The organism is Mycobacterium sp. WMMD1722 (genome assembly GCF_049315205.1).
Classification (GTDB): Bacteria; Actinomycetota; Actinomycetes; order Mycobacteriales; family Mycobacteriaceae; genus Mycobacterium.
In genome coordinates this window covers 4,192,507-4,213,562 of record NZ_CP186056.1, presented here as the reverse complement: position 1 = coordinate 4,213,562, position 21,056 = coordinate 4,192,507, and the positions used below count along the sequence as shown (strand labels likewise).

Genomic DNA, 21,056 nt, shown 5'->3' with positions numbered 1-21,056 from the left:
CGAGTCAGTCGACGTCGACCCAGTCGAGCGTGCGCTGCACGGCCTTCTGCCAGCCGGCGTAAGCCGATCCCCGCGCCTCGTCATCCCACTGCGGCGTCCACCGCTTGTCCTCCTGCCAGTTGGCCCGCAGATCGTCGGGCCCTGACCAGAAGTCCACGGCCAGCCCGGCGGCATACGCCGCGCCGAGGGCGGTGGTCTCCGCGACGACGGGGCGCACCACGTCCACGCCGAGCACGTCGGCCTGGATCTGCATGCACAGGTCGTTGGCGGTGATGCCGCCGTCGACCTTGAGCACTTCCAGGTGCACACCGGAGTCGGCTTCCATCGCGTCGACGACATCGCGGCTCTGATAGCAGATCGCCTCCAGCGTCGCGCGCGCCACGTGGGCGTTGGTGTTGTAGCGGGAGAGCCCGACGATGGCGCCGCGGGCGTCCGACCGCCAGTACGGGGCGAACAGCCCGGAGAAGGCGGGCACGAAGTAGACCCCACCGTTGTCGTCGACCTGGCGGGCCAGCGCCTCACTCTGGGCGGCGCCACTGATGATGCCCAGCTGATCGCGCAGCCACTGCACCGCCGATCCGGTCACCGCGATCGAACCCTCCAGCGCGTACACCGGTTTCGCGTCCCCGAACTGGTAGCACACCGTGGTCAGCAGGCCGTTGTCCGAGCGGACGATCTTCTCCCCGGTGTTGAGCAGCAGGAAGTTACCGGTGCCGTAGGTGTTCTTGGCCTCGCCGACGTCCAGACAGACCTGCCCGACCATCGCGGCCTGCTGGTCGCCCACGATGCCGGTGATCGGAACCTCGCCGCCGAGCGGACCGTCGGCCCGGGTGACGCCATGGCAGTCCGGACACGACGAGGGCTTGATCTCGGGAAGCATCCGGCGCGGGATGCCGAAGAACGACAGCAGTTCGTCGTCCCAGTCCAGCGTCTCCAGATCCATCAGCATGGTGCGGCTGGCGTTGGTGACGTCGGTGACGTGCACACCACCGCGCGGTCCGCCGGTCAGATTCCACAGCACCCAGCTGTCGGCGGTCCCGAAGATGGCGTCGCCCTGCTCGGCCGCCTCGCGGACCCCGTCGACGTTCTCGAGGATCCATTGCACCTTGCCGGCCGCGAAATAGGTGGCCGGCGGCAGTCCGGCCCGCCGGCGGATGACGTCGCCGCGCCCGTCGCGGTCCAGCGCCGAGGCGATCCGGTCGGTGCGGGTGTCCTGCCAGACGATCGCGTTGTAGTACGGCCGCCCCGTCTTGCGGTTCCACACCAGCGACGTCTCCCGCTGGTTGGTGATGCCCAGCGCGCACAGATCGCCGGCGGACAACTTGGTGGTGTTGAGCGCGGACATCAGGACCGAGGCGGTGCGCTCCCAGATCTCCACCGGATTGTGCTCGACCCAGCCGGCCCGCGGCATGATCTGGTCGTGTTCGAGCTGGTGGCGGCCGACCTCGGCGCCGTCGTGGTCGAAGATCATGCACCGCGTGCTGGTGGTGCCCTGATCGATGGCTGCTACGAACTCTGCGGATTCGGCCACCGATCCATCATGCCGAACACGGCCTGGCCGCACGGCGGCAACGCTAGAGTGCGCGTGGTGCCGGTCATTCATACCGCGGCCATGTGCGCAGTCGCCGCCCTCGCCACTCCCCTCGTGCTGACCGCCGTGGCGCACGCGGACCCGGCTCCCGCGGTGCCGGCCGGCGACCCCCGCACGGTGTGCGAATCCCGCGAGTTCGGCGGCCTGTGGGTCGACGGCGATGCGCCACATGCGGTCTGCCAGTACATCGTCGAGGGCCGGTTCTACTACGACACCTACGACAACGGAAGCTATTCGGGAACGCTGGTCTACCAGGACGGAGCGAAGGTGCCGACCGAACGGCCCGTGATCCCCGAGCTGTTCACCATGCCCGGCGGACGTCCGCCGCTCGTGCTGATCGGGCCGCCGTCCTGAACATCGAACGGATGCCCCGCGGCGGGCCGAAGGCGTCGTGTCTGGACCGGCGGCTGGAGACGGGCCGGTTGGAATACCTCGACCGCGATGCCGACGGAGATGCCGCAGCCGAGGCGCGCAAACGCAGCGTCGTCGGGGCGCTGCGGTGGACCGGCGACGTCTTCGGCAACCACGACCGCTTCGCGGCGGTCGCGCTCGCCGAGATCGCCGACGTTCCCGACCCGACGGTGCTGGAATTGGGCGCCGGACACGGCGCGCTGTCGGCCAAGGTGCTCGAATCGCATCCGACCGCGAAGGTCACCGTCACCGACCTCGACGAAACGTCGGTCGCCGAGATGGCCGCCGGTGAACTGGGCAGTCACCGCCGCGCCGAGATCCGGGTCATGGACGCGACCGCGATCGACGCCGCCGACGGCGCCTTCGACCTCGCGGTGTTCGCGCTATCGTTCCACCACCTGCCGCCGGCGCCGGCCGCGCGGGCCATTGCCGAAGGCACTCGTGTCGCCGACAAGCTGCTCGTCATCGATCTCCCGCGACCGCCGGCACCGCTGCATCTGATGCGGCTGGCGACCATGCTTCCGTTGGCCCCGTTCGTGCCGTTCGTCCATGACGGTGTCATCAGTTCGCTGCGCAGTTACAGCCCATCGGCGCTGCGGGCGCTGGCCGCCCACGCCGACCCGCGGATCGAGGTCGAACTGCGCGGCGGGGTGCTGACGCCGCAGGTGATGGTGGCGCACCGAGCCTGAGGACGGGATCTGACAGCTACAGCGTGACCGACGCGCCGCGGCCCAGTTCGACCACCCGTTCGGCCAGACCGCGACCGGCCATCTCGGCCAGGAAGTCCGACAGCGGTGAGGCGAAGACGCCGTAGTCGTTGAAGTGCACGGGGATGACCTTGGGCAGGTCGAGAAGGTCCACCACCCCGGCGCCTTGCCGGCCGTCCATGGTGACCGTCAGCCCGAACGGCAGATGGCGGCCGAACGGTAACCGGGTGCCGCCCAGGTGCACGATGCCGGCGTCGATGTCGGCGAACCGGCGCGGGATCTCGTCGAGTTCCTCGATCAGCAGGGTGTCCCCGGAGATGTAGAGCCGCCGGGCCGGTTCGTCGGAACCGGCGAATTCGACCATCGACCCCATCACCGCGGGGAGGAACCGGTCGACCGGGGTGGGTGCGTGCCTACCGGGCAGTGCGGTGACGGTCGCGGTCGAGGTCCCCTTGGTGATCGTGTGGCTCTGCCACGTGGTCAGCGCGACGGAGTGCTCGAACCCGCGGCGCACCAGCCGTTTGGCCGCATGCGGGGTGGTCAGCACCGGCAACGCCTGGTCGAGTCCGCCCTGCGCGCGCCGGTCCCAGTGGTCGCCGTGCATATGGGACAGCACCACCGCGTCCAGGGGCGGCAGGGCATCGATGTCCAGCGCCGGGCCGTGCAGCCGCTTGGACAGCAGGCCGTAGCCCAGGTAGGCGTGTTCCCCGCGGTGCAGGAAGTTCGGATCGGTCAGCAGTGTTATCTGCTCTTCGCGCGAGCGCTCATCGCCGTGATCCGGACCCGCGGTGATCAACGTGGTCGCGTTGCCGATGAAGGTGACGGTGATGTCCACCCCGGCGAGCTACCCCCCAACCACCCCGTTATTCGCGTTCTCCGTCACTAGCATCAGACGCGTGGGCGAGGAACTGACGCAGACCGAGTTCAGCCGTGCGCATCGGCGCGAATACCGGCGCAAGGTCCAGTTGTGCCTCGACGTGTTCGAGACGATGCTGGCGCGGTCGAGTTTCGAGTTCGAACGGCCGTTGACCGGTATGGAGATCGAGTGCAACCTCGTCGACTCGGATTACCAGCCGGCGATGACCAACACCGAGGTGCTCGCCTCGATCGCCGATCCGGCTTATCAGACCGAGCTGGGCGCCTACAACATCGAGTTCAACGTGCCGCCGCGTCCGCTACCCGGCCGCGCTGCCCTCGAGCTGGAGTCCGACGTGCGGGCCAGCCTGAACGCCGCCGAGGAGAAGGCGACCTCCAACGGTGCCCACATCGTGATGGTCGGCATCCTGCCGACGCTGATGCAGGAGCACCTGGAGGCGGACTGGATGAGCGAATCGATCCGCTACCAGGCGCTCAACGACTCGATCTTCACCGCCCGCGGCGAGGACATCCTCATCGACATCGCCGGACCCGAACGCCTCAGCCTGCAAGCGGCCACCATCGCACCCGAATCGGCTTGTACGAGTATGCAATTGCATTTGCAGGTGTCCCCCGCCGATTTCGCCCGGAACTGGAACGCCGCCCAGGTGATCGCCGGTCCGCAGCTCGCGCTCGGCGCGAATTCGCCGTACTTCTTCGGCCACCAGCTGTGGGCCGAGACGCGCATCGAACTGTTCGCTCAGGCCACCGACACCCGGCCCGACGAGCTGAAAACCCAGGGGGTGCGGCCGCGCGTCTGGTTCGGCGAACGGTGGATCACGTCGATCTTCGACCTGTTCGAGGAGAACGTCCGGTACTTCCCGTCGCTGCTGCCCGAATTGTCCGACGAGGACCCGGTCGAGGAGCTCGCGGCGGGCCGAACCCCGAAACTGTCCGAGCTGCGCCTGCACAACGGCACGATCTACCGCTGGAACCGGCCGGTCTATGACGTCGTCTCGATCAACGGGGTGGACAAACCGCATCTACGGGTGGAGAACCGGGTGCTGCCGGCCGGGCCGACGGTGCTCGACATGCTGGCCAACTCCGCCTTCTACTACGGCGTGCTGCGGACCCTGTCCGAGGAGGACCGGCCGGTGTGGACGAAGCTGAGCTTCTCCGCGGCCGAGCACAATTTCCTGCAGGCGGCCCAGCACGGGATGGATGCCCGGCTGTACTGGCCGGGCTTGGGCGAGGTAACCCCCGACGAACTGGTATTGCGCCAGCTACTGCCACTGGCCGACGAGGGACTGCGCCGCTGGGGGGTGGCCACCGAGGTCCGGGAACGCTATCTCGGGGTGATCGAGGGGCGGGCGAAGACCGGCCGCAACGGCGCCACCTGGCAGGTCTCGACGGTGCAGGCGCTGCAGCAACGGGGCCTGTCCCGGCCGGCGGCGTTGGCCGAGATGCTGCGGCTGTACTGCCAGCGCATGCACAGCAACGAGCCTGTGCACACGTGGGACGGCCCCGCGTAGGTTGGAGGCATGGCCATGCAACATCTGGATTGGGATGGCGCCTACCGGGGCGAAGGGGACTTCGAGGGCCCGCCGCCGTGGAACATCGGTGAACCGCAGCCCGAGCTCGCGGCCCTGCATCGCGAGGGCCGGTTCCGCAGCGACGTTCTGGACGCCGGGTGCGGACACGCCGAACTGTCGTTGACGCTCGCCGCCGACGGCTACACCGTCGTCGGACTGGATCTGAGCCCCACCGCGGTGGCCGCCGCCGACCGCGCGGCTCAGGAACGCGGGCTGGCCACCGCGAGCTTCGCCCAGGCCGACATCACCTCGTTCACCGGATACGACGGCCGCTTCAGCACCGTCATCGACAGCACGCTGTTCCATTCGCTGCCGGTGGAGGGCCGCGAGGGGTACCTACGTTCGATCCATCGGGCGGCCGCTCCCGGCGCGTCGTATTTCGCCCTGGTGTTCGCCGCGGGCGCCTTCCCCGCGGCACTGGAGACCAAACCGAACGAAGTCACCGAAGACGAACTGCGCGAAGCGGTTTCGCGGCACTGGGAGGTCGACGAGATCCGCCCGGCGTTCATCCACGCCAACCCGATGCCGATGCCCGACGCGCCGGCTGGGATGCCGTCGCCGGACTTCGACGACGAGGGGCGGATCATGATGAAGGCGTTTCTCCTCAGCGCACACAAGGCCGGCTGAGCCGTTCGGCTCCCGCCCGGCACACCATCAAGGAAAGTCCGGACACGTGGTGTGGAGCACCCGACAACTCGCGGAGCTGGCCGGGGCCACGGTGAAGACGGTTCGGCACTATCACCGCCTCCGGCTGCTCGACGAGCCCGAACGAATGTCGAACGGATACAAGCAATACGGTCCGGCTCATCTGGTTCGGCTTCTGCAGGTCAAGCAGATGAGCGAGCGTGGCATCCCGCTGGCGCAGATCCGCGCGATGGCCACGAGCACCGCTGCCCCGGATACGGCGTTCGAAGTGCTCGATGCCGAACTCGAGGCGACCATCGCCCGGTTGCTCCGGGTGCGGGCACAGCTCGCCTTGATTCGGGAGCACCGCGTACCCCTCGACACACCGTCGCCGTTCGAATCGGTGGCGCAGGGCCTGTCCGAGGACTACCGCGGGCTGCTGACGGTCTTCTCGCGGGTGCTCGACGACGGAGCCCTCGCCGACATCAGGGAGCTGATGTCGGAGCCCGACGACGCGAGCGAGCCCTTCGACGCGCTGACCGACGAATCCGACGACGCCGCCGTCGACCGTGTCGCTGCCCTTCTCGCGGTGTCCATGACCGCACACCGCGAACGCTTCCCCTGGACCGCGCAGCCCGTGGACAGCGCCCGGCCCGACGGCGACCTCGCCCGAGAGGCGCTTGTCCGCACCGTCGCCGAGGTGTTCAACCGCGGACAACTCCGAGCTCTCGCGGTGGCCCACTCGCTGGTGGCCCGCCCCGACCCCGGTGGCGAGGGATCCCGACCGGGTCCTGGAATTGACCGTGCCCCAGGGGCAGGCTCTTCACTGGGGGCATGACCACCACTACTGCCCCACGCGACCATCGGAGCGTCGGTTGGCCCGAGCTCGGCGCCGCCGCCAGCACCGCCGCGGTGCTCTACGTCGCCGGCGGTCTCGGTGTGTACCTGCTCGAACTCTCGCCGGCGATGTCCGGGCTGATGCAGTTCGCGCTGTCGGCCGTCGTCCCGGCATCGGCCCTGCTCGCCGCTTTCCTCGTGCGGCGGATCCCGATCAGCGCATTCGGATTCCGACGGGTGCGCCCCGGCTGGCTGCTCATCGCGGTCGGAGTGGGACTGGTCGGCATGGGTCTGGCATCGCTGCTGTCGATTTTCGTGCTCACACCCCTGTTCCCCGGCGACGACACGCAGGCCGACTACCAGGCGGCAGCGCGCGCTGGCCTGTCGTCGTTTCTCGGCGTCATGCTGCTGGGTGGCGTCATCGAACCGATCGGTGAGGAACTGCTGTTCCGCGGCGTGGTCGCGAGCTTCCTGCGCCGCTGGGGACCCTGGGTGATGATCGTCGGCACCAGTCTGATCTTCGCGCTCGCTCACGGGCCGAATGTGGTGTTCTTCTCGGCGCTCATCATGTCGCTCGGCAGCACGTACCTGTATTGGCGTACCGGGTCGATCTGGCCGAGCATGATCGTTCACACCGCCTACAACTCGTCCTCCTTGGCCCTGCAGGCGCTGGGCCTATGACGTGGTGGGCTGGGTGGTTTCGGCGGGCTGCGGCTCCTGACTGCGCGGCCCGTGATCGTCGTCGACCATGGTCTGCTCGTCGAACGGCCGGTCGCCGTCGAGCACCTCGTGCACGCGCTTGTTGTCGATCGACTGGGTCCACGACCCGATGAGCAGGGTGGCGATCGCGTTACCGGAGAAGTTCGTCAGCGCACGCGCCTCGGACATGAACTTGTCGATACCCACGATCAGGCCGATACCGTCGAGCAGTTCGGGGCGGTGGCTCTGCAGGCCGGCCGCCAACGTGGCCAACCCGGCACCGGTGACCCCCGCGGCACCCTTGGACGCCACGATCATGAACGCCAGCAGCGACAGTTGCTCGCCGACCGACAGCGGGTCGCCCATCGCGTCGGCGATGAACAGCGACGCCATGGTCAGATAGATCGCCGTACCGTCCAGGTTGAACGAATATCCGGTCGGCACCACGATTCCCACCGTGGTGCGCTCGACACCGGCGTGTTCGAGTTTGGCGATCAGCCGGGGCAGCGCCGACTCCGAGGAGGAGGTCGCGACGATCAGCAGGTACTCCCGCGCCAGATAGCGCACCAGTTTGAACACCGAGACCCGTGCGACGACGTAGAGCAGGGTGCCGAGGATGCCGAACACGAAGATCAGGCAGGTCGCGTAGAACGCGAGCATCAGCACGCCCATCTGGATGACGGCGTCGAACCCGGTGTCGCCCACCACTTTCGCGATCGCCCCGAATGCGCCGATCGGCGCCAGCCACAGGATGCCGGCCAGGATCCGGAACACCAGCTTCTGCAGCAGCGCGACGCCGCGCAGCAGCGGTTCGCCGGCACCGCCCATCGCCTGGATGGCGAAGCCGACCAGGAGCGCGACGAACAGCGCCTGCAGCACGTTCCCGTCGGTCAGCGAGGAGAACAGCGAGTTGGGGATGATGTTCTGGAAGAAGTCGACGGCACCGCCCTCCCCGGCCGCTTCGGCGGCGAGTTCCTTACCGGCAGCCGGATCGCCCTGCAGATTCAGCCCGGTTCCCGGCGCGACGATGTTGCCGACGACCAGACCGATGGCCAGCGCAATGGTCGACATGCCGAGGAAGTAGACCAGCGCCAGACCCCCGACCTTGCCCACCGAGGCGGCCTTGCGGACCGAGCCGATGCCCAGCACGATCGTGCAGAAGATGACCGGCGCGATCATCATCTTGATGAGGTTGACGAACATCGTCCCGAGCACACCGAGTCCGTCGCCGGTCTCCGGCGCGACCAGACCCACCACGACGCCGCCGACCACACCCACGATGACGAGGATGTACAGCCAGTGGGTACGGTCCTTCTTCTTCGCCTTGGGTTCCCCCTCGCCGGGCGGTTCGGCGTCGGTCTCGGCCTGCGTCATCTCGGGCTCCCTCGTCGGTAGAGCCAGGGGATAGCCGAAAGTGCGTCAGCTCACACGTGTGATCGCATCCGCCAGCGCGTCGGCGGTCAGGTCGAGTTCGTCGGCGGTGACGTCGACATGCGGCGACAGTCGCAGCACCGGGCGACGCAGTTCGCCCGGAGCCCGCCGGCTGTCGCAGGCGGTGGTGACGATGCCGCGCTCACCGATCAGCCAAGACCGCACGCTGTGCGGGTCGGTGTCACCGGCGGGTTCCAGCGTCGTGATCGCCGTCGGCTCGTCGACCGCCTCGACCACCCGCCAGCCCGGAACCGCCGCCAGCGCCGTGCGAGTCGCGCGCCCGACCTCGGCGAGCCGCCGGCGGATCGTCGCGTCACCCGCCGCCAGATGCTCACCGACAGCCACCGAGAACCCCACCCGCGCTGCGGCGTTCGCCTCGCCGTGCTCGAGCCGCTCCCAGACCGTGGTGCCCGGATCGGCGGGTGGGAACGCCGGGGCGAGCCGTTGCGCGAGGCCGGGCCGGATCGCGAGCACGCCGACCCCCCGTGGGCCGGCCAGCCACTTACGGGACGAGGAGTAGACGACGTCCGCTCCGACCGCGCAGTCGAGGTGGCCCAAAGCCTGCGCGGCGTCGACCACCAGCGGCAACCCGAGGTCGCGGCACACCTGCGCGAACGCGGCCAGCGGCTGGGCGGTGCCCCGGTGGCTGCCCAGCGCGGTCAGGTGGACCAGCGCGGGCCGGTCGGCGGCCAACGCCGTCGCCGCGGCGTCCACCTGCAGCCGCCCGGCTCCGTCGACCGGCAGCGGTGCCACCCGAAACCCGTTGGCCGACAGCACGGCGAGATTCGGCCCGTACTCCCCGGGCAGGCACGCCACCGTCCGCGCACCGGTCCAGCTGCTCAGCACCAGATTCAAGGCGTGGGTCGCGCCGGTGGTGAACACCACGTGGTCCGCCTCGAAGCCGGTCAGCGCGCCCACCGCCGCCCGTCCGGCGGCCAGCACCGGTGCGGCCGCCTCGAGAGCGACGTAGCCGCCCACCTCCGCTTCGTGGCGAGCATGCTGGGCGGCGGCGTCGATCGCGGTGAGGCTCTGCCGAGAGCAGGCGCCGCTGTCCAGATGGATGCCGGCCACCGCCGGCCGGGCGGCCCGCCACCGCTGTCCGGGTGGTTCCTCGGTCACTTCTGCGCCAGCGACAGGCCGAAATCGCCCGCCGCATCGGTCCACCAGTGGGTGCGCCGCAATCCGGCAGCGGACAGTTCGGCCGTGACGTCGTCGGGCCGGAACTTGCACGACACCTCGGTCAGCATCTCCTCACCGGCCGCGAACTCGACGGTCAGGTCGAGTGCATCGATGCGCACCCGCTGCGCACCCTGGGCGCGCAGCCACATCTCGATCCGCCGCTGGTCGGCGTTCCAGCGAGCCACGTGCTCGAATGCCTCGACGTCGAAGTCGGCCGCCAATTCCCGGTTCACCACGGCCAGCACGTTGCGGTTGAACCGCGCGGTGACGCCGGCGCTGTCGTCGTAGGCGCGAACCAGCCGTTCGGGATGCTTGACCAGATCGGTGCCCAGCAGCAGCGTGTCCCCGGGCGACATGGTGTCGGCCAGGGTGGTGAGGAACTCGGCGCGCGGACCGGGGGTGAGATTGCCGATCGTCGATCCGAGGAAGACGATCAACCGCCGGCCCTCGCGCGGGATCTTGCCGAGGTGCTCCTCGAAGTCACCGCATACCGCGGCGATGTCGAGATCCGGATACTCCTGCTCCAATGCGGCGCCCGCGCTGCGCAGCACGCTCGGATCGACGTCGAACGGGATGAACCGGCGCAGCCGACCACCGTCGGCGAGCGAGGCAAGCAGCGTGCGGGTCTTCTCCGACGTACCGCTGCCCAGCTCGACCAGGGTGTCGGCCTGCGACGCGGCCGCAATCTCGCCGGATCGCTCACCGAGGATCTGCGCCTCCGCCCGCGTCGGGTAGTACTCGGGTAGCCGGGTGATCCGGTCGAACAGGTCGCTGCCGACCGAATCGTAGAACCACTTGGGCGGCAATGATTTCGGTGTGCCCACCAGACCCTCGCGCACGTCGCGCCGCAGCGCCTGGGCCGCAGAGTCGGCCGCCAGATAGGTGGCCAGGCTGAAGGTCATACCGTTCCTCTCAGAGGGGTCAGCTCGACATGCACGCCATCGGAGCGGACCAGGTGGCGATCCGGGATCTCCCGCCACGCGGGATCGTCGTCGAAGGGTTCGCTGGCCAGCACCACACCGTCGGCGGTCTGCAGCACCGACAGCGTGTCCCCCCACGTGGTCGCGACCAGTTCGGCCCCGTCGGCAGCCAGGATGTTCAGCCGGGCGCGCGGGTCGGCGGTGCCGACCTCGGCCACGGTGTCACCGAGCCGGTGCATACCGCGGTCGAAGATGTGCGCGGCCAGAAGCGCGCTGTCACACGTCGATTCGGCCTGAGCGGACAGCGGGAGTACCGCGCGGTCGACCAGACCGTTGTGCGACAGCAGCCAGGTGCCGTCGGTGAAGGGCGCCGACGCGCTCGGTTCGATCGGCATGCCGACGCTGGCCGAGCGGACGGCGCCCACGATGCAGGTGCTGCGCAGGGCCGGCGCCACCGACGCGAACGACGCGTCGCCCCACAGCGGGGCGGCGCTGCGCCACCGGTGCGGTGGCCCACCGCCGGGCGAGAAGAACCCCGCGCCCCACCCGTCGGCGTTCATCAGTCCGTGCTTCTGTCGCCGCGGCGAATAGGACTGCACGAGTAGCGCGTTGGGTGGTTCGAGCATCAGCGACGCCACCGAGCGCGCTGCGCCCAGCCAGCCCACGTGGCGGCACATCAGGGACCCTCCACCGACCAGGCCAGCCGGACTCCGGCGAAGATCTGCCGGCGGATCGGATGGTCCCAGTTACGGAAGCTGGGCCGCAGAATGCTCGACGCGACAGCCCAGGACCCGCCGCGCAGCACCTTATAGTCCCCGTCGAAGAACGGTTCGGAATACTGCTCGTAGAGCATCGGCGTGAAGCCGGGCCACGGCCGCAGGGGTGAGGTGGTCCACTCCCACACGTCACCCATCATCTGTTCGGCGCCGTAGGCCGACGCCCCCGCCGGATAGGCGCCGACCGGCGCCGGGCGCAGGGCGTCACCGCCGAGATTGGCCAGGTGCGCGGCGGGCTCGGCCGACCCCCAGGGATACCGGCGACGGCGGCCCACCTCGGGATCCCACGCGCACGCCTTCTCCCATTCGATCTCGGTCGGTAACCGGGCCCCGGCCCACGCCGCGTACGCCTGCGCTTCGAAGAAAGTCACGTGTTGTACGGGTTCGTCGACCGGGATCTGTTCGACGTGCCCGAACCGGGTCCTGGTGCCGTCGGCATTCCAGAATTGCGGTGCGGTCAGGTCGGCCCGCTGCCGGTGCTCCCAGCCCCGCTCTGACCACCAGCGCGGCTGGTGGTAGCCGCCGTCGGCGATGAACTGCTGCCATTCGCCGTTGGTGACCGGCACCCGGCCGATGCGGAACGCGGGGATGTCGACGGTGTGTGCGCAGCGCTCGTTATCCAGGGAGTGCGGTTCGCTCGCCGCGTCGACGCCGAGGACGAACGGCCCGCCCGGCACCAGCACGGAGCTGCCCGCCACATCGGGACGACCGGCGGGCAGCGGGTGTCCCGCGCCCAGCAGCGCGGTCCCGCTGCGCAGGTTCAGCGCCTGCAGCATCGTCTCGTTGTGCTGGTTCTCATGGCTGACCGCGAGCACGAACTCGAAGTCGGCGGCGTCCTCGGGCAGCGCGTCGAGCCGGTCGAAGACCTTCCCCCGCACGGTCGCGCAATAGGTGCGTGCATCGTCTGGCGGCAGCAGCGGCAGCGCGACCCGGCTGGCGCGCGGATTCTCGAAGGCGTCGTAGAGGCGTTCCACGTCCGGGCTGAGCAGGCCGGGCCGGGCGGGGTTGGCGGCCCGCAGCAGCCACAGCTCCTCCTGCCATCCGATGTGCGCCAGATCCCAGAGCAGCGGGCTCATCAAGGGGTCGTACTGGCGTCGCAATTCCGTATCGTCGAATGCCACGAGCGCCAGTGTGCGGTCGCGTGCTCTGGTCAGTTCGGCGGCCAACGCCTCCCTGGTAACCCGGCGTGAATTCAAGAATCACCTTTCGCGAGTTGGCGTAGCGCTGAGCCGACTCCGTATTCGACCGCGCGGTCGGCGAAGTCGTCGGCCGGACAACGCGCCTGTTCGACCGAACGCAGCAAGCCCTGCATGGATTCCGTCAGCGCCGCCGGCGCACGTTCGGCAGCGGCCCCGACGCAGCGCAGTGCCGCGGTGTGCAGATGCCGGTCCCGCAGACCCACCCGCGCCGCGCGGTCCCATGCGGTGGCGACCGGTTCGGTGGCCTCGGCGGCGATATCGGCGGCCACCGGATCGTCGAGCAGGGTGACCAGCGTGTGGGCGACCGCCGGCCACAGGGATTCGGGAACCGCGTCCAGATACCGGATCTCCAGGAATCCGCGCGGCCGCACCGGCGGGAACAACGTGGTCAGATGGTAGTCGAGATCGGCCCGGTTGGGACGCCGGCCGCCCAGCACCGCACGGCCGTCCGCCCAGTCGGCGAACGGCACCCAGTTGGTCACCGGCACCGGGTCGGGCCCCGGTACCAGCATGACCGGGGCGCGCAGCGCGTACCGGGCCCACTCACTGGCCGGGTCTTCCCCGTCGGCGCCGAGAACGGGCCCCGAGCGCGCCTCGTCGAGTTCGGCCCAGATCCACTGGCGGCTGCTGCACCACCCCGAGAAGCGCCCGCCCAGCATCGGCGAGTTGGCGGTGACGGCGATCATCGTCGGGCCGAGCGCATGCGCCAGCCGCACCCGCCGGGCCCAGGCGTTGCGCGGTCCGGCCTCGAGGTTCAGCTGGATCGACGCGGTCGCGGTCATCATGAAAGCACCGGCGGCCCCGGTGCCGCTGGCCGAGAAGAAGCGTTCCATCGCGAGGTATCGCGCACCGGGGTTGACCCGGCGGGGACGGCGCAGCGGGTCGGCACCCAGCAGCACCAGGCCCAGCCCCCGCCGCGCGAACGCGGTGCGCAGGGTGACCCGGTCGGCCCTCATCGCCTCGATCGCGGCGCCCAGATCGGCCCCGGGCGGACCGGACAGTTCGACCGCGCCGCCGGGTTCCACGGTGATCCGGCTGCCGCCGGCGAGCGGGGGCACCTCCGCGATGATCGCCGTCAGCTCATCCCAGCCGGGGCGGCGCAACGGGTCGGCGACGTCATGACAGTGCGCCTCGATCTCCAGCCCGACGGGCCCGGTGGCGCTGGGCGTGAAGGCGTTCGAGCTGACGTATTCGGCGGCCTCCGCTGCGGAACCGAACGGGGCGTTCGCGTCGGGGCCCGACTCGGACCTGACCGGCATGGTCACGTCGACCACCTCTTCTCGCGCCATCGCGGCGATCGCTTGACCGCTTCGTTCCCATCTTCGCCAGGGGCACCGACAATGTCGCGGGTTTTATGCGTGACGGCTTGGTGACAGGGCCCTGTCGCCGACCGCTGCGATCATTGCCCGAGCGTGTTCTGCATCGCGCCGGCCAGCACGTTGACCGCCGGTGCACCGTTGCCGGGTTGACACACTTTCGCCTGCAGCAGAACGTTCTCCCGCAATCGGGTGGTGGTGAAACAGCGCCGGTCGGTGCCGGCCTCCTGCTTGACCCAGTCGGCGTCGGTGGCGGTGGCCGGGCCGCCGGTGAACGTCCACACCTGGGTGGTGAAGTTGTCGAAGTGCATCGCCGTGGTCTGCCCCGAGCACCCGCCGGTGCGGTCGGTCACCCGGTGGAACGCGCGGTCGGCGGCCTCGGATGTGGCGAAGACGCCCACGGCCTGCTTGACCAGCCGGGTGGCGTCGGTCGCCGACCCCTGCGCGACCGCGCCGTTGAACGACGCCAGATCAGGGTCGTCGTAGACCTCGGGCAGGCCGATGTCGGCCCAGTTGTTGCAGGCCGGGTTGTCGACCCGAAACGTCTGCACGGGTTGGGTGAACACCGATTCCCAGCCCATGGGTGCGCCGACGATGTTGCCGACCGAACCTTTGCCGAGCACCGCGTAATTGACGACGCCGGGATCGGACGGACGGCCGTGGGCGGGCGCCGCCACGGCCAGCGCAATGCCGGCCGCGGCGACGCCCACCATGACTCGCATGACGATCAGACCTTGGCCGACAGCTTGACCTCGATGTTGCCGCGGGTGGCCTTGGAGTACGGACAGAAGGCGTGGGCCTTGTCCATCAGGTCGTCGGCGACCGACTGCTCGAGGCCAGGCAGGTAGCCCACCAGGTGCGCCGTGATGCCGAAGCCGCCCTCGGAGTCCGGGCCGAAGCCGACCTGCGCGGTGATGGCGCTGGCCTCGTCGATCTGGATGTCGTTGTTCTTGGCCTGCAGTCGCAGGGCGCCCAGGAAGCACGCGGCGTAGCCGGCCGAGAACAGCAGCTCGGGGTTCACGCCCTCGCCACTGCCGCCCAGTTCCTTCGGCGGACGGGTGTCGAGGTCGATCTTGTCGTCACTGGACTTGACGTGGCCGTTGCGGCCACCGCCGCTGGCGGTGGACTCTGCGGTGTACTTGACTTCGATGCTCACGTGTTCCGATCATGCCAGCCCGGCGTGAGTCGGCAAGACGCCCCGGTGCTCAGCTGCCGTCGCCGCCCTGCCCTGCGCGCACTCCCTCCTCGACCTTCTTACCCAGATCGGCATCCACGTTGCGCCAGTACTCGAACACCCGACTCAGCACGGGCTCCTTCACACCGTCGGACACATGCCCGATGATGTTGTGCGTCAGGCGCTCCCGCTGCGCATCATCCATCACCTCGCGGACCAGCGCACCGGCCTGACTCCAATCGTCGTCCTCGGCGCGCAACGAATACGCCGCGCGCACCATGTCGCCGTCGGAGGCCCAGTGCACCTCGGCGGCGCGCCTCGGATCGGCGTGCGGTCCGCCCATCGAATTCGGCACGTACACCGGGTCGGTCACGTTGCGGATGCGCATGGCGCCGTCCTTGGAGTAACTGTTCACCTCGACCTTCGGCTCGTTGACCGGGATCTGCTTGTAGTTCACCCCGAGCCGGTGCCGGTGGGCGTCGGCGTAGGAGAAGCCGCGGGCGAGCAGCATCTTGTCCGGTGAGAGGCCGGTGCCGGGCACGATGTTGTTCGGCTCGAATGCCGCCTGTTCGATCTGGGCGTGGTAGTCGACGACATTGCGGTTCAGCGTCATCCTGCCGACGTCGTGCAACGGATAGTCCTGGTGCGGCCACACCTTCGTCAGATCGAACGGATTGATGCGGTAGGTCTTCGCATCCTCGAACGGCATGATCTGCACCTTGAGCGACCAGCTCGGGTAGTCGCCGTTCTCGATCGAGCTGAACAGATCCCGCTGGTGGTAGTCACCGTCTTCCCCGGCCAGCCGATCGGCGTCCTCCTGGGTGAGGAAGTCGATGCCCTGATCGGTCTTGAAGTGGTACTTCACCCAGAACAGCTCGCCGTCGGCGTTGAGCCAGCTGTAGGTGTGGCTGGAGTAGCCGTTCATGTTCCGCCACGTCTTGGGGATACCGCGGTCGCCCATCAGCCAGGTCACCTGGTGCGCCGATTCCGGGACCAGCGTCCAGAAATCCCACTGCATGTGATGGTCCCGCAAGTTGGTGGCCTGCATGCGCTTCTGACTGCGGATGAAGTTCTGGAACTTCATCGGGTCGCGCAGGAAGAACACCGGGGTGTTGTTGCCCACCATGTCGAAGTTGCCTTCGGAGGTGTAGAACTTCAGTGCGAAACCACGGGGGTCACGCCAGGTGTCCGGGCTGCCGCGCTCGCCGGCCACCGTGGAGAACCGGGCCACCATCTCGGTCTTCACGCCGGGCTGCAGGAACGCCGCCCGGGTGTACCGGCTGACGTCGTGGGTGACCTCGAACTCCCCGAAGGCGCCGCCGCCTTTGGCGTGCGGCTGGCGCTCCGGGATCCGTTCGCGGTTGAAGTTGGCCATCTGCTCGATGAGGTAGTGGTCCTGCAGCAGCAGCGGGCCGTCGGGGCCGACGGACAGCGAGTGTTCGTCGCTGGGCACCGGGTTGCCGGCGTCATTGGTGGTGAAGGCGTCGTTGGTCGAAGTCATTCGCACTCCTCGGATCGAGCGGCCGTCGGGGCTGAGCCGCACACGCACGTGTCGCGCGCACGATCCCGTGTCTACCCGAAAAGCTGATCTTGGACCCGCGAATCCGATGTTCCCGGTGACCGGCGCGCCGGCGGGTCAGCGCGGCGGTTGCGCTCCGGGTCCCGGAGCTGGGCCGGCGGGTCCGTTCGGGCCACCGGGGAATTCGAACTGCGCACGCGGGCCCATCGGGAACAGCATCGGCGGCGGCGGGCCGTCCCGGTGGATCATCATCGGTCCCGGGCCAGGCCCCCCGCCGCCGCGATGGCCGCCGGAGTTGGCGCCGAGCAGGTAGCCGGTGCCGAAGATGACGGCGACGACGAACACCACACCGGCCACGATGCCGACCCAGGCGGCGACGATATTGAGACGGCTGGGACGGCGCTGCTGGGCGACCACCGCCGGTTGCGCCTGCGGGTAGTTCGGGTGGGCCGCCGGGGCGATGATCGGGCCGGTCTGCGGCTCGTCGGGTGGGGTCGTCGGGGGCGGCGTCTGGGGCGTTTCGGTCATGGTCCGATCATGGCGGCGGTGGTGATGTGCCCGTTCGGTGTGCGCTGTGGATGAGCTGTGAGATGTCTCGACGTATTCACTCAGCTTCTTCTTATTGGACGATTCTCATGTAAGTGATGGCCGTTCCTCAGTGTCGTGTCGCATTCTTTTGGAGAGCGACAAGAACGTCCCCCTTACAGAACGCCTCCGGCTGCACCCGCGCCGGGGGCGTTCTACATGTCCGGGTGTCCCCGGCCCCTTCACCAGGGTTTGATCGGGTTCACCGCGAACTGGATCACGCGATACGGCGCGTTGTCCCCGCGGGGGGTGGTGTTCCACTGACTGACGAACACCCGCACCTCGTCGAGTGTCGAACCGGGTGAGATGTAGCCGCCGTAGGGCTGGGCCAGCCGATTCACCTCGGGCGGTGGCAGGTCTTCGGGTCGCTGCGGCCAGTCGGCGGCGACCACCACCGTCGTCACCGGCGCGGTGGCCAGCTGGGTGGGGTCCGCGGCGACGCGCATCTCCATGTTGCCGGTGCTCGCGTTGAAATACGACAACACGGTTCTGCCGTCGATCTGGCGGATGCTCATCTCACCGATCCGGTCCCCCCACAGCGGTGTCGCCGGGTGTCCCCAACCCAGCGTCGACGACCAGCCCTGCCACGAGGTGCGGTCCGGGAACTCCCGCGGGGTGGCGCGGTAGAGCACCATCGGGGAGCTGCGGTCGAAGTTGTTGGCGACGATGTACACCCAGCCCGAGGGCGAATCCGGTCGCGGGATGGGGTCGTAGTAGCCGCTGATCTGGGACTGCCGGCCGTCGGCGAAACCGGCGTCGCGCTCGGAGCCCGCGATGGTGGGCCAACGACCCTGCGCCGGATCGGCTTTCACCAGGCGCGAGGTCTGTGGGCGGAGGTCGCGGGTGGTGGTGACCAGAAGGTAGTTCTCCCGATTGATCTGCACCACGCCGGCCGGCAGTTGCGAGGTGCCGGGTTCGGCGGGATCAGCCAGCAGCGGGGTGTCGATGCCGGTGATGCCGTCGTAGCGCACACCACCGGGATCGAGGATCGACTCGGTCTCCACATGCAGCGCGATCGGCGAGTACCAGCCGCCGAAACCGACACCCTGCCCCGCGAAGCTGTCCCCACACACCTGCAGGATCCCGCTGGGGAACTCCATGAACTCGCAGAGATCGGTGGCGCCGATGCCGTAATCGCGCGTGGGGGTCCCGGTGCCGGCGGCGGGCGCGAGACGCACCACCTGACCGGGCGGCAACGGTGGCAGCACCGGCCCCGGCACGGGTGCGGGGGCGGGCGGCTGCGCGTGAGCGAGTGCGGGTGCGGTCAGGCAGACGAGCGCCGCGAGGCTGGCCGCAGCCCGGATCACAACTGGGCGGCCAGGAGTTCGGCGATCTGAATGGTGTTGAGTGCTGCGCCTTTGCGGAGGTTGTCACCCGAGACGAACAGTGCCAGACCGCGCCCCTCGGGCGCACCGGGATCCCGGCGGATGCGCCCGACCAGTGATTCGTCGACGCCCGCGGCGGCCAGCGGCGTCGGGACGTCCACCAGCTTGACCCCGGCCGCGCCGGCCAGCAGCTCGCGCGCCCGCTCCGGCGACAGCGGCCGAGCGAATTCGGCGTTGATCGACAGCGAGTGCCCGGTGAACACCGGGACCCGCACGCAGGTGCCCGACACCAGCAGCTCCGGGATCCCGAGGATCTTGCGGGATTCGTTGCGCAGCTTCTGGTCTTCGTCGGTCTCGCCGGAGTCGTCGTCGACGAGAGATCCGGCCAGCGGGATCACGTTGAAGGCGATGGGCGCCACGTATTTCACCGGCGCCGGGAACTCGAGTGCGGAGCCGTCGTGCACCAGCTGCTCGGCACCGTCGATCACCGCACGTGCCTGGCTCGCCAGCTCCTCCACCCCGGCCAGCCCGCTGCCGGACACGGCCTGGTAGCTCGACACCACCAGCCGCACCAGACCGGCCTCGTCGTGCAGCGGCTTGAGCACCGGCATCGCGGCCATGGTGGTGCAGTTCGGGTTGGCGATGATGCCCTTTGGAAGGGACCCAGCGCCCCGGGCGACATCTCTCGCGAAGTTGACCTCCGACACCACCAGCGGGACGTCGGGGTCCTTACGCCAGGCCGACGAGTTGTCGACGACGACGGCGCCGGCTTCGGCGAACCGCGGCGCCTGCACCCGCGACATCGTCGCACCGGCCGAGAACAGGGCGATGTCGATCCCCCGCGGATCCGCGGTCTCGGAGTTCTCGACTTCGATCTCCTGGCCTCGGAACGGCAGCTTCTTGCCCTCCGAGCGCGCCGAGGCGAAGAACCGCACCGAGGACGCCGGGAAGTCGCGCTCCTCCAACAGAGTCCGCATGACCTGGCCCACCTGCCCGGTGGCACCAACGACTGCAATAGAAACCATCGTCAGCGCCCCGTTCCCGCATAGACGACGGCTTCTTCGTCGCCGCCGAGGCCGAACGCCTCGTGCAGCGCAGCGACCGCCTTGTCCAGTTCGGTGTCCTTGACCAGCACCGAGATCCGGATCTCGGAGGTGGAGATGAGATCGATGTTCACGCCGACCTCGGCGAGGGCCTCACAGAACTTCGCCGTCACGCCGGGATGGCTGCGCATACCGGCACCGATCAGCGAGACCTTGCCGATGTGGTCGTCATAGAGCACCCGGGTGAACCCGATCTCGCTCTGCAGCGACGTCAGCTTCTCCACCGCGCCGGGCCCATTGTCGCGGGCGCAGGTGAAGGTGATGTCGGTCTTGCCGTCCTCGATCTTGCTGATGTTCTGCAACACCATGTCGATGTTGACGTCCGCGTCGGCGACCGCGCGGAACACCTGCGCCGCATAGCCGGGAACGTCCGGCAGGCCGACGACGGTGACCTTGGCCTCGCTGCGGTCGTGGGCAACTCCGGTCAGGATGGCGTCTTCCATGGCGATGTCCTCGATCGATCCTTTGACGATGGTCCCGGGCTTGTCGGAGTACGACGAGCGCACGTGGATGGGCAGGTCGTAGCGCCGGGCGTACTCGACGCAACGCAGCATCAGCACCTTGGCCCCGCACGCCGCCATCTCGAGCATCTCCTCGAAGCTGACGGTGTCGAGTTTCTTGGCGTTGGGCACGATGCGCGGGTCGGCGGTGTAGACGCCGTCGACGTCGGTGTAGATCTCGCACACGTCGGCTTCCAACGCGGCGGCCACCGCGACCGCGGTGGTGTCGGATCCGCCGCGGCCGAGCGTGGTGACGTCCTTGGTGTCCTGGCTGACCCCCTGGAACCCGGCGACCAGCACGATCTGTCCCTCGTCGAGGGCCGCGCGCAGCCGCGCCGGGGTGACGCTGATGATCTTGGCGTTGCCGTGGGTCCCGGTGGTGACGACGCCGGCCTGCGATCCGGTGAATGAGCGGGCCTGGGCACCGAGAGATTCGATGGCCATCGCGACCAGCGCATTGGAGATGCGTTCACCGGCGGTGAGCAGCATGTCGAGCTCACGGGCGGGCGGGGCGGGGCAGACCTGCTTGGCCAGGTCGAGCAGGTCGTCGGTGGTGTCGCCCATCGCCGAGACGACCACGACGACGTCGTGTCCGGCCTTCTTGGTCTCGACGATGCGCTCGGCGACGCGGCGGATCCGCTCGGCGTCGGACACCGAGGAGCCACCGTATTTCTGGACGACGAGCGCCACTTTCAGGCCTTTCATGCGCGTTT

Annotated in this window: 21 protein-coding genes; 6 read left to right on the top strand and 15 right to left on the bottom strand. The window is 69.0% G+C overall.

Annotation, left to right across the window (positions count from 1 at the left end; genetic code table 11):
* Positions 1 to 4: 4 nt before the first annotated feature.
* Positions 5 to 1,471, bottom strand: a complete 1,467-nt coding sequence (gene glpK / locus ACN27E_RS20205) for a glycerol kinase GlpK (RefSeq protein WP_422750005.1) — start codon at positions 1,469 to 1,471, stop codon at positions 5 to 7.
* A gap of 117 nt (positions 1,472 to 1,588) precedes the next feature.
* Here glpK and ACN27E_RS20200 point away from each other — a divergent pair, with 117 nt between their 5' ends.
* Both ACN27E_RS20200 and ACN27E_RS20195 read left to right on the top strand, forming a co-directional pair.
* A complete protein-coding gene (locus ACN27E_RS20200) occupies positions 1,589 to 1,945 on the top strand; it encodes a hypothetical protein (RefSeq protein ID WP_422744133.1) in 357 nt (118 codons plus the stop codon).
* An 11-nt stretch (positions 1,946 to 1,956) separates the two neighbouring features.
* Entirely contained in the window at positions 1,957 to 2,691 is a 735-nt protein-coding gene (locus tag ACN27E_RS20195; protein ID WP_422744131.1) for a class I SAM-dependent methyltransferase, read from the top strand.
* 16 nt (positions 2,692 to 2,707) lie between these two features.
* Here ACN27E_RS20195 and ACN27E_RS20190 read toward each other — a convergent pair whose 3' ends face one another.
* Positions 2,708 to 3,544: an MBL fold metallo-hydrolase gene (locus tag ACN27E_RS20190; RefSeq protein WP_422744129.1), complete on the bottom strand. Its 837-nt coding sequence runs from the start codon at positions 3,542 to 3,544 to the stop codon at positions 2,708 to 2,710.
* A gap of 61 nt (positions 3,545 to 3,605) precedes the next feature.
* Here ACN27E_RS20190 and ACN27E_RS20185 point away from each other — a divergent pair, with 61 nt between their 5' ends.
* From ACN27E_RS20185 to ACN27E_RS20170, 4 genes are read left to right on the top strand one after another with little or no spacing between them, the layout of a single operon-like run.
* Complete coding sequence (locus tag ACN27E_RS20185; protein WP_422744128.1) at positions 3,606 to 5,096, top strand: glutamate--cysteine ligase; 1,491 nt, start codon at positions 3,606 to 3,608, stop codon at positions 5,094 to 5,096.
* Positions 5,097 to 5,105: 9 nt separating this feature from the next.
* Complete coding sequence (locus ACN27E_RS20180) at positions 5,106 to 5,783, top strand: class I SAM-dependent methyltransferase (protein WP_422744127.1); 678 nt, start codon at positions 5,106 to 5,108, stop codon at positions 5,781 to 5,783.
* A 49-nt stretch (positions 5,784 to 5,832) separates the two neighbouring features.
* Entirely contained in the window at positions 5,833 to 6,618 is a 786-nt protein-coding gene (locus ACN27E_RS20175; RefSeq protein WP_422744126.1) for a MerR family transcriptional regulator, read from the top strand.
* On the top strand, positions 6,615 to 7,298 hold the full coding sequence (locus tag ACN27E_RS20170; protein WP_422744124.1) for a lysostaphin resistance A-like protein: 684 nt from the start codon (positions 6,615 to 6,617) through the stop codon (positions 7,296 to 7,298). The genes ACN27E_RS20175 and ACN27E_RS20170 overlap by 4 nt, the downstream gene beginning before the upstream one ends.
* Here the strand turns inward: ACN27E_RS20170 and ACN27E_RS20165 are convergent.
* The 13 genes from ACN27E_RS20165 to ACN27E_RS20105 form a co-directional block, all read right to left on the bottom strand.
* Positions 7,293 to 8,690 (bottom strand): cation:dicarboxylate symporter family transporter, encoded by a 1,398-nt coding sequence (locus tag ACN27E_RS20165; RefSeq protein ID WP_422744122.1) that lies wholly within the window; start codon positions 8,688 to 8,690, stop codon positions 7,293 to 7,295. The two genes, ACN27E_RS20170 and ACN27E_RS20165, sit on opposite strands and share 6 nt — an antisense overlap.
* Before the next feature lie 45 nt (positions 8,691 to 8,735).
* Positions 8,736 to 9,866 (bottom strand): ergothioneine biosynthesis PLP-dependent enzyme EgtE, encoded by a 1,131-nt coding sequence (gene egtE / locus ACN27E_RS20160; protein WP_422744121.1) that lies wholly within the window; start codon positions 9,864 to 9,866, stop codon positions 8,736 to 8,738.
* Positions 9,863 to 10,828, bottom strand: a complete 966-nt coding sequence (egtD, locus tag ACN27E_RS20155; RefSeq protein ID WP_422744119.1) for an L-histidine N(alpha)-methyltransferase — start codon at positions 10,826 to 10,828, stop codon at positions 9,863 to 9,865. Before egtD ends, egtE begins: the two co-directional genes overlap by 4 nt.
* Positions 10,825 to 11,523, bottom strand: a complete 699-nt coding sequence (egtC, locus tag ACN27E_RS20150) for an ergothioneine biosynthesis protein EgtC (protein WP_422744117.1) — start codon at positions 11,521 to 11,523, stop codon at positions 10,825 to 10,827. The genes egtD and egtC overlap by 4 nt, the downstream gene beginning before the upstream one ends.
* Positions 11,523 to 12,818: an ergothioneine biosynthesis protein EgtB gene (gene egtB, locus ACN27E_RS20145; RefSeq protein ID WP_422744115.1), complete on the bottom strand. Its 1,296-nt coding sequence runs from the start codon at positions 12,816 to 12,818 to the stop codon at positions 11,523 to 11,525. The genes egtC and egtB overlap by 1 nt, the downstream gene beginning before the upstream one ends.
* Positions 12,815 to 14,080, bottom strand: coding sequence for an ergothioneine biosynthesis glutamate--cysteine ligase EgtA (gene egtA, locus ACN27E_RS20140; protein ID WP_422750003.1), 1,266 nt, complete (start codon positions 14,078 to 14,080; stop codon positions 12,815 to 12,817). Before egtA ends, egtB begins: the two co-directional genes overlap by 4 nt.
* Before the next feature lie 140 nt (positions 14,081 to 14,220).
* Positions 14,221 to 14,859, bottom strand: a complete 639-nt coding sequence (locus ACN27E_RS20135) for a sensor domain-containing protein (protein WP_422744113.1) — start codon at positions 14,857 to 14,859, stop codon at positions 14,221 to 14,223.
* Positions 14,860 to 14,864: 5 nt separating this feature from the next.
* Positions 14,865 to 15,293, bottom strand: coding sequence for an organic hydroperoxide resistance protein (locus ACN27E_RS20130; protein WP_422744112.1), 429 nt, complete (start codon positions 15,291 to 15,293; stop codon positions 14,865 to 14,867).
* Between the two features lie 49 nt (positions 15,294 to 15,342).
* A complete protein-coding gene (locus ACN27E_RS20125) occupies positions 15,343 to 16,812 on the bottom strand; it encodes a catalase (RefSeq protein WP_422744111.1) in 1,470 nt (489 codons plus the stop codon).
* Between the two features lie 135 nt (positions 16,813 to 16,947).
* Complete coding sequence (locus ACN27E_RS20120; RefSeq protein ID WP_422744110.1) at positions 16,948 to 17,358, bottom strand: hypothetical protein; 411 nt, start codon at positions 17,356 to 17,358, stop codon at positions 16,948 to 16,950.
* Positions 17,359 to 17,597: 239 nt separating this feature from the next.
* Positions 17,598 to 18,719 carry a DUF4185 domain-containing protein gene (locus ACN27E_RS20115; RefSeq protein WP_422750001.1) on the bottom strand — a complete coding sequence of 374 codons (1,122 nt, stop codon included), beginning with the start codon at positions 18,717 to 18,719 and terminating at the stop codon, positions 17,598 to 17,600.
* Positions 18,719 to 19,765: an aspartate-semialdehyde dehydrogenase gene (locus ACN27E_RS20110; protein WP_422744107.1), complete on the bottom strand. Its 1,047-nt coding sequence runs from the start codon at positions 19,763 to 19,765 to the stop codon at positions 18,719 to 18,721. Before ACN27E_RS20110 ends, ACN27E_RS20115 begins: the two co-directional genes overlap by 1 nt.
* Positions 19,766 to 19,767: 2 nt before the next feature.
* Positions 19,768 to 21,033 carry an aspartate kinase gene (locus tag ACN27E_RS20105; protein ID WP_422750000.1) on the bottom strand — a complete coding sequence of 422 codons (1,266 nt, stop codon included), beginning with the start codon at positions 21,031 to 21,033 and terminating at the stop codon, positions 19,768 to 19,770.
* Positions 21,034 to 21,056: the final 23 nt, after the last annotated feature.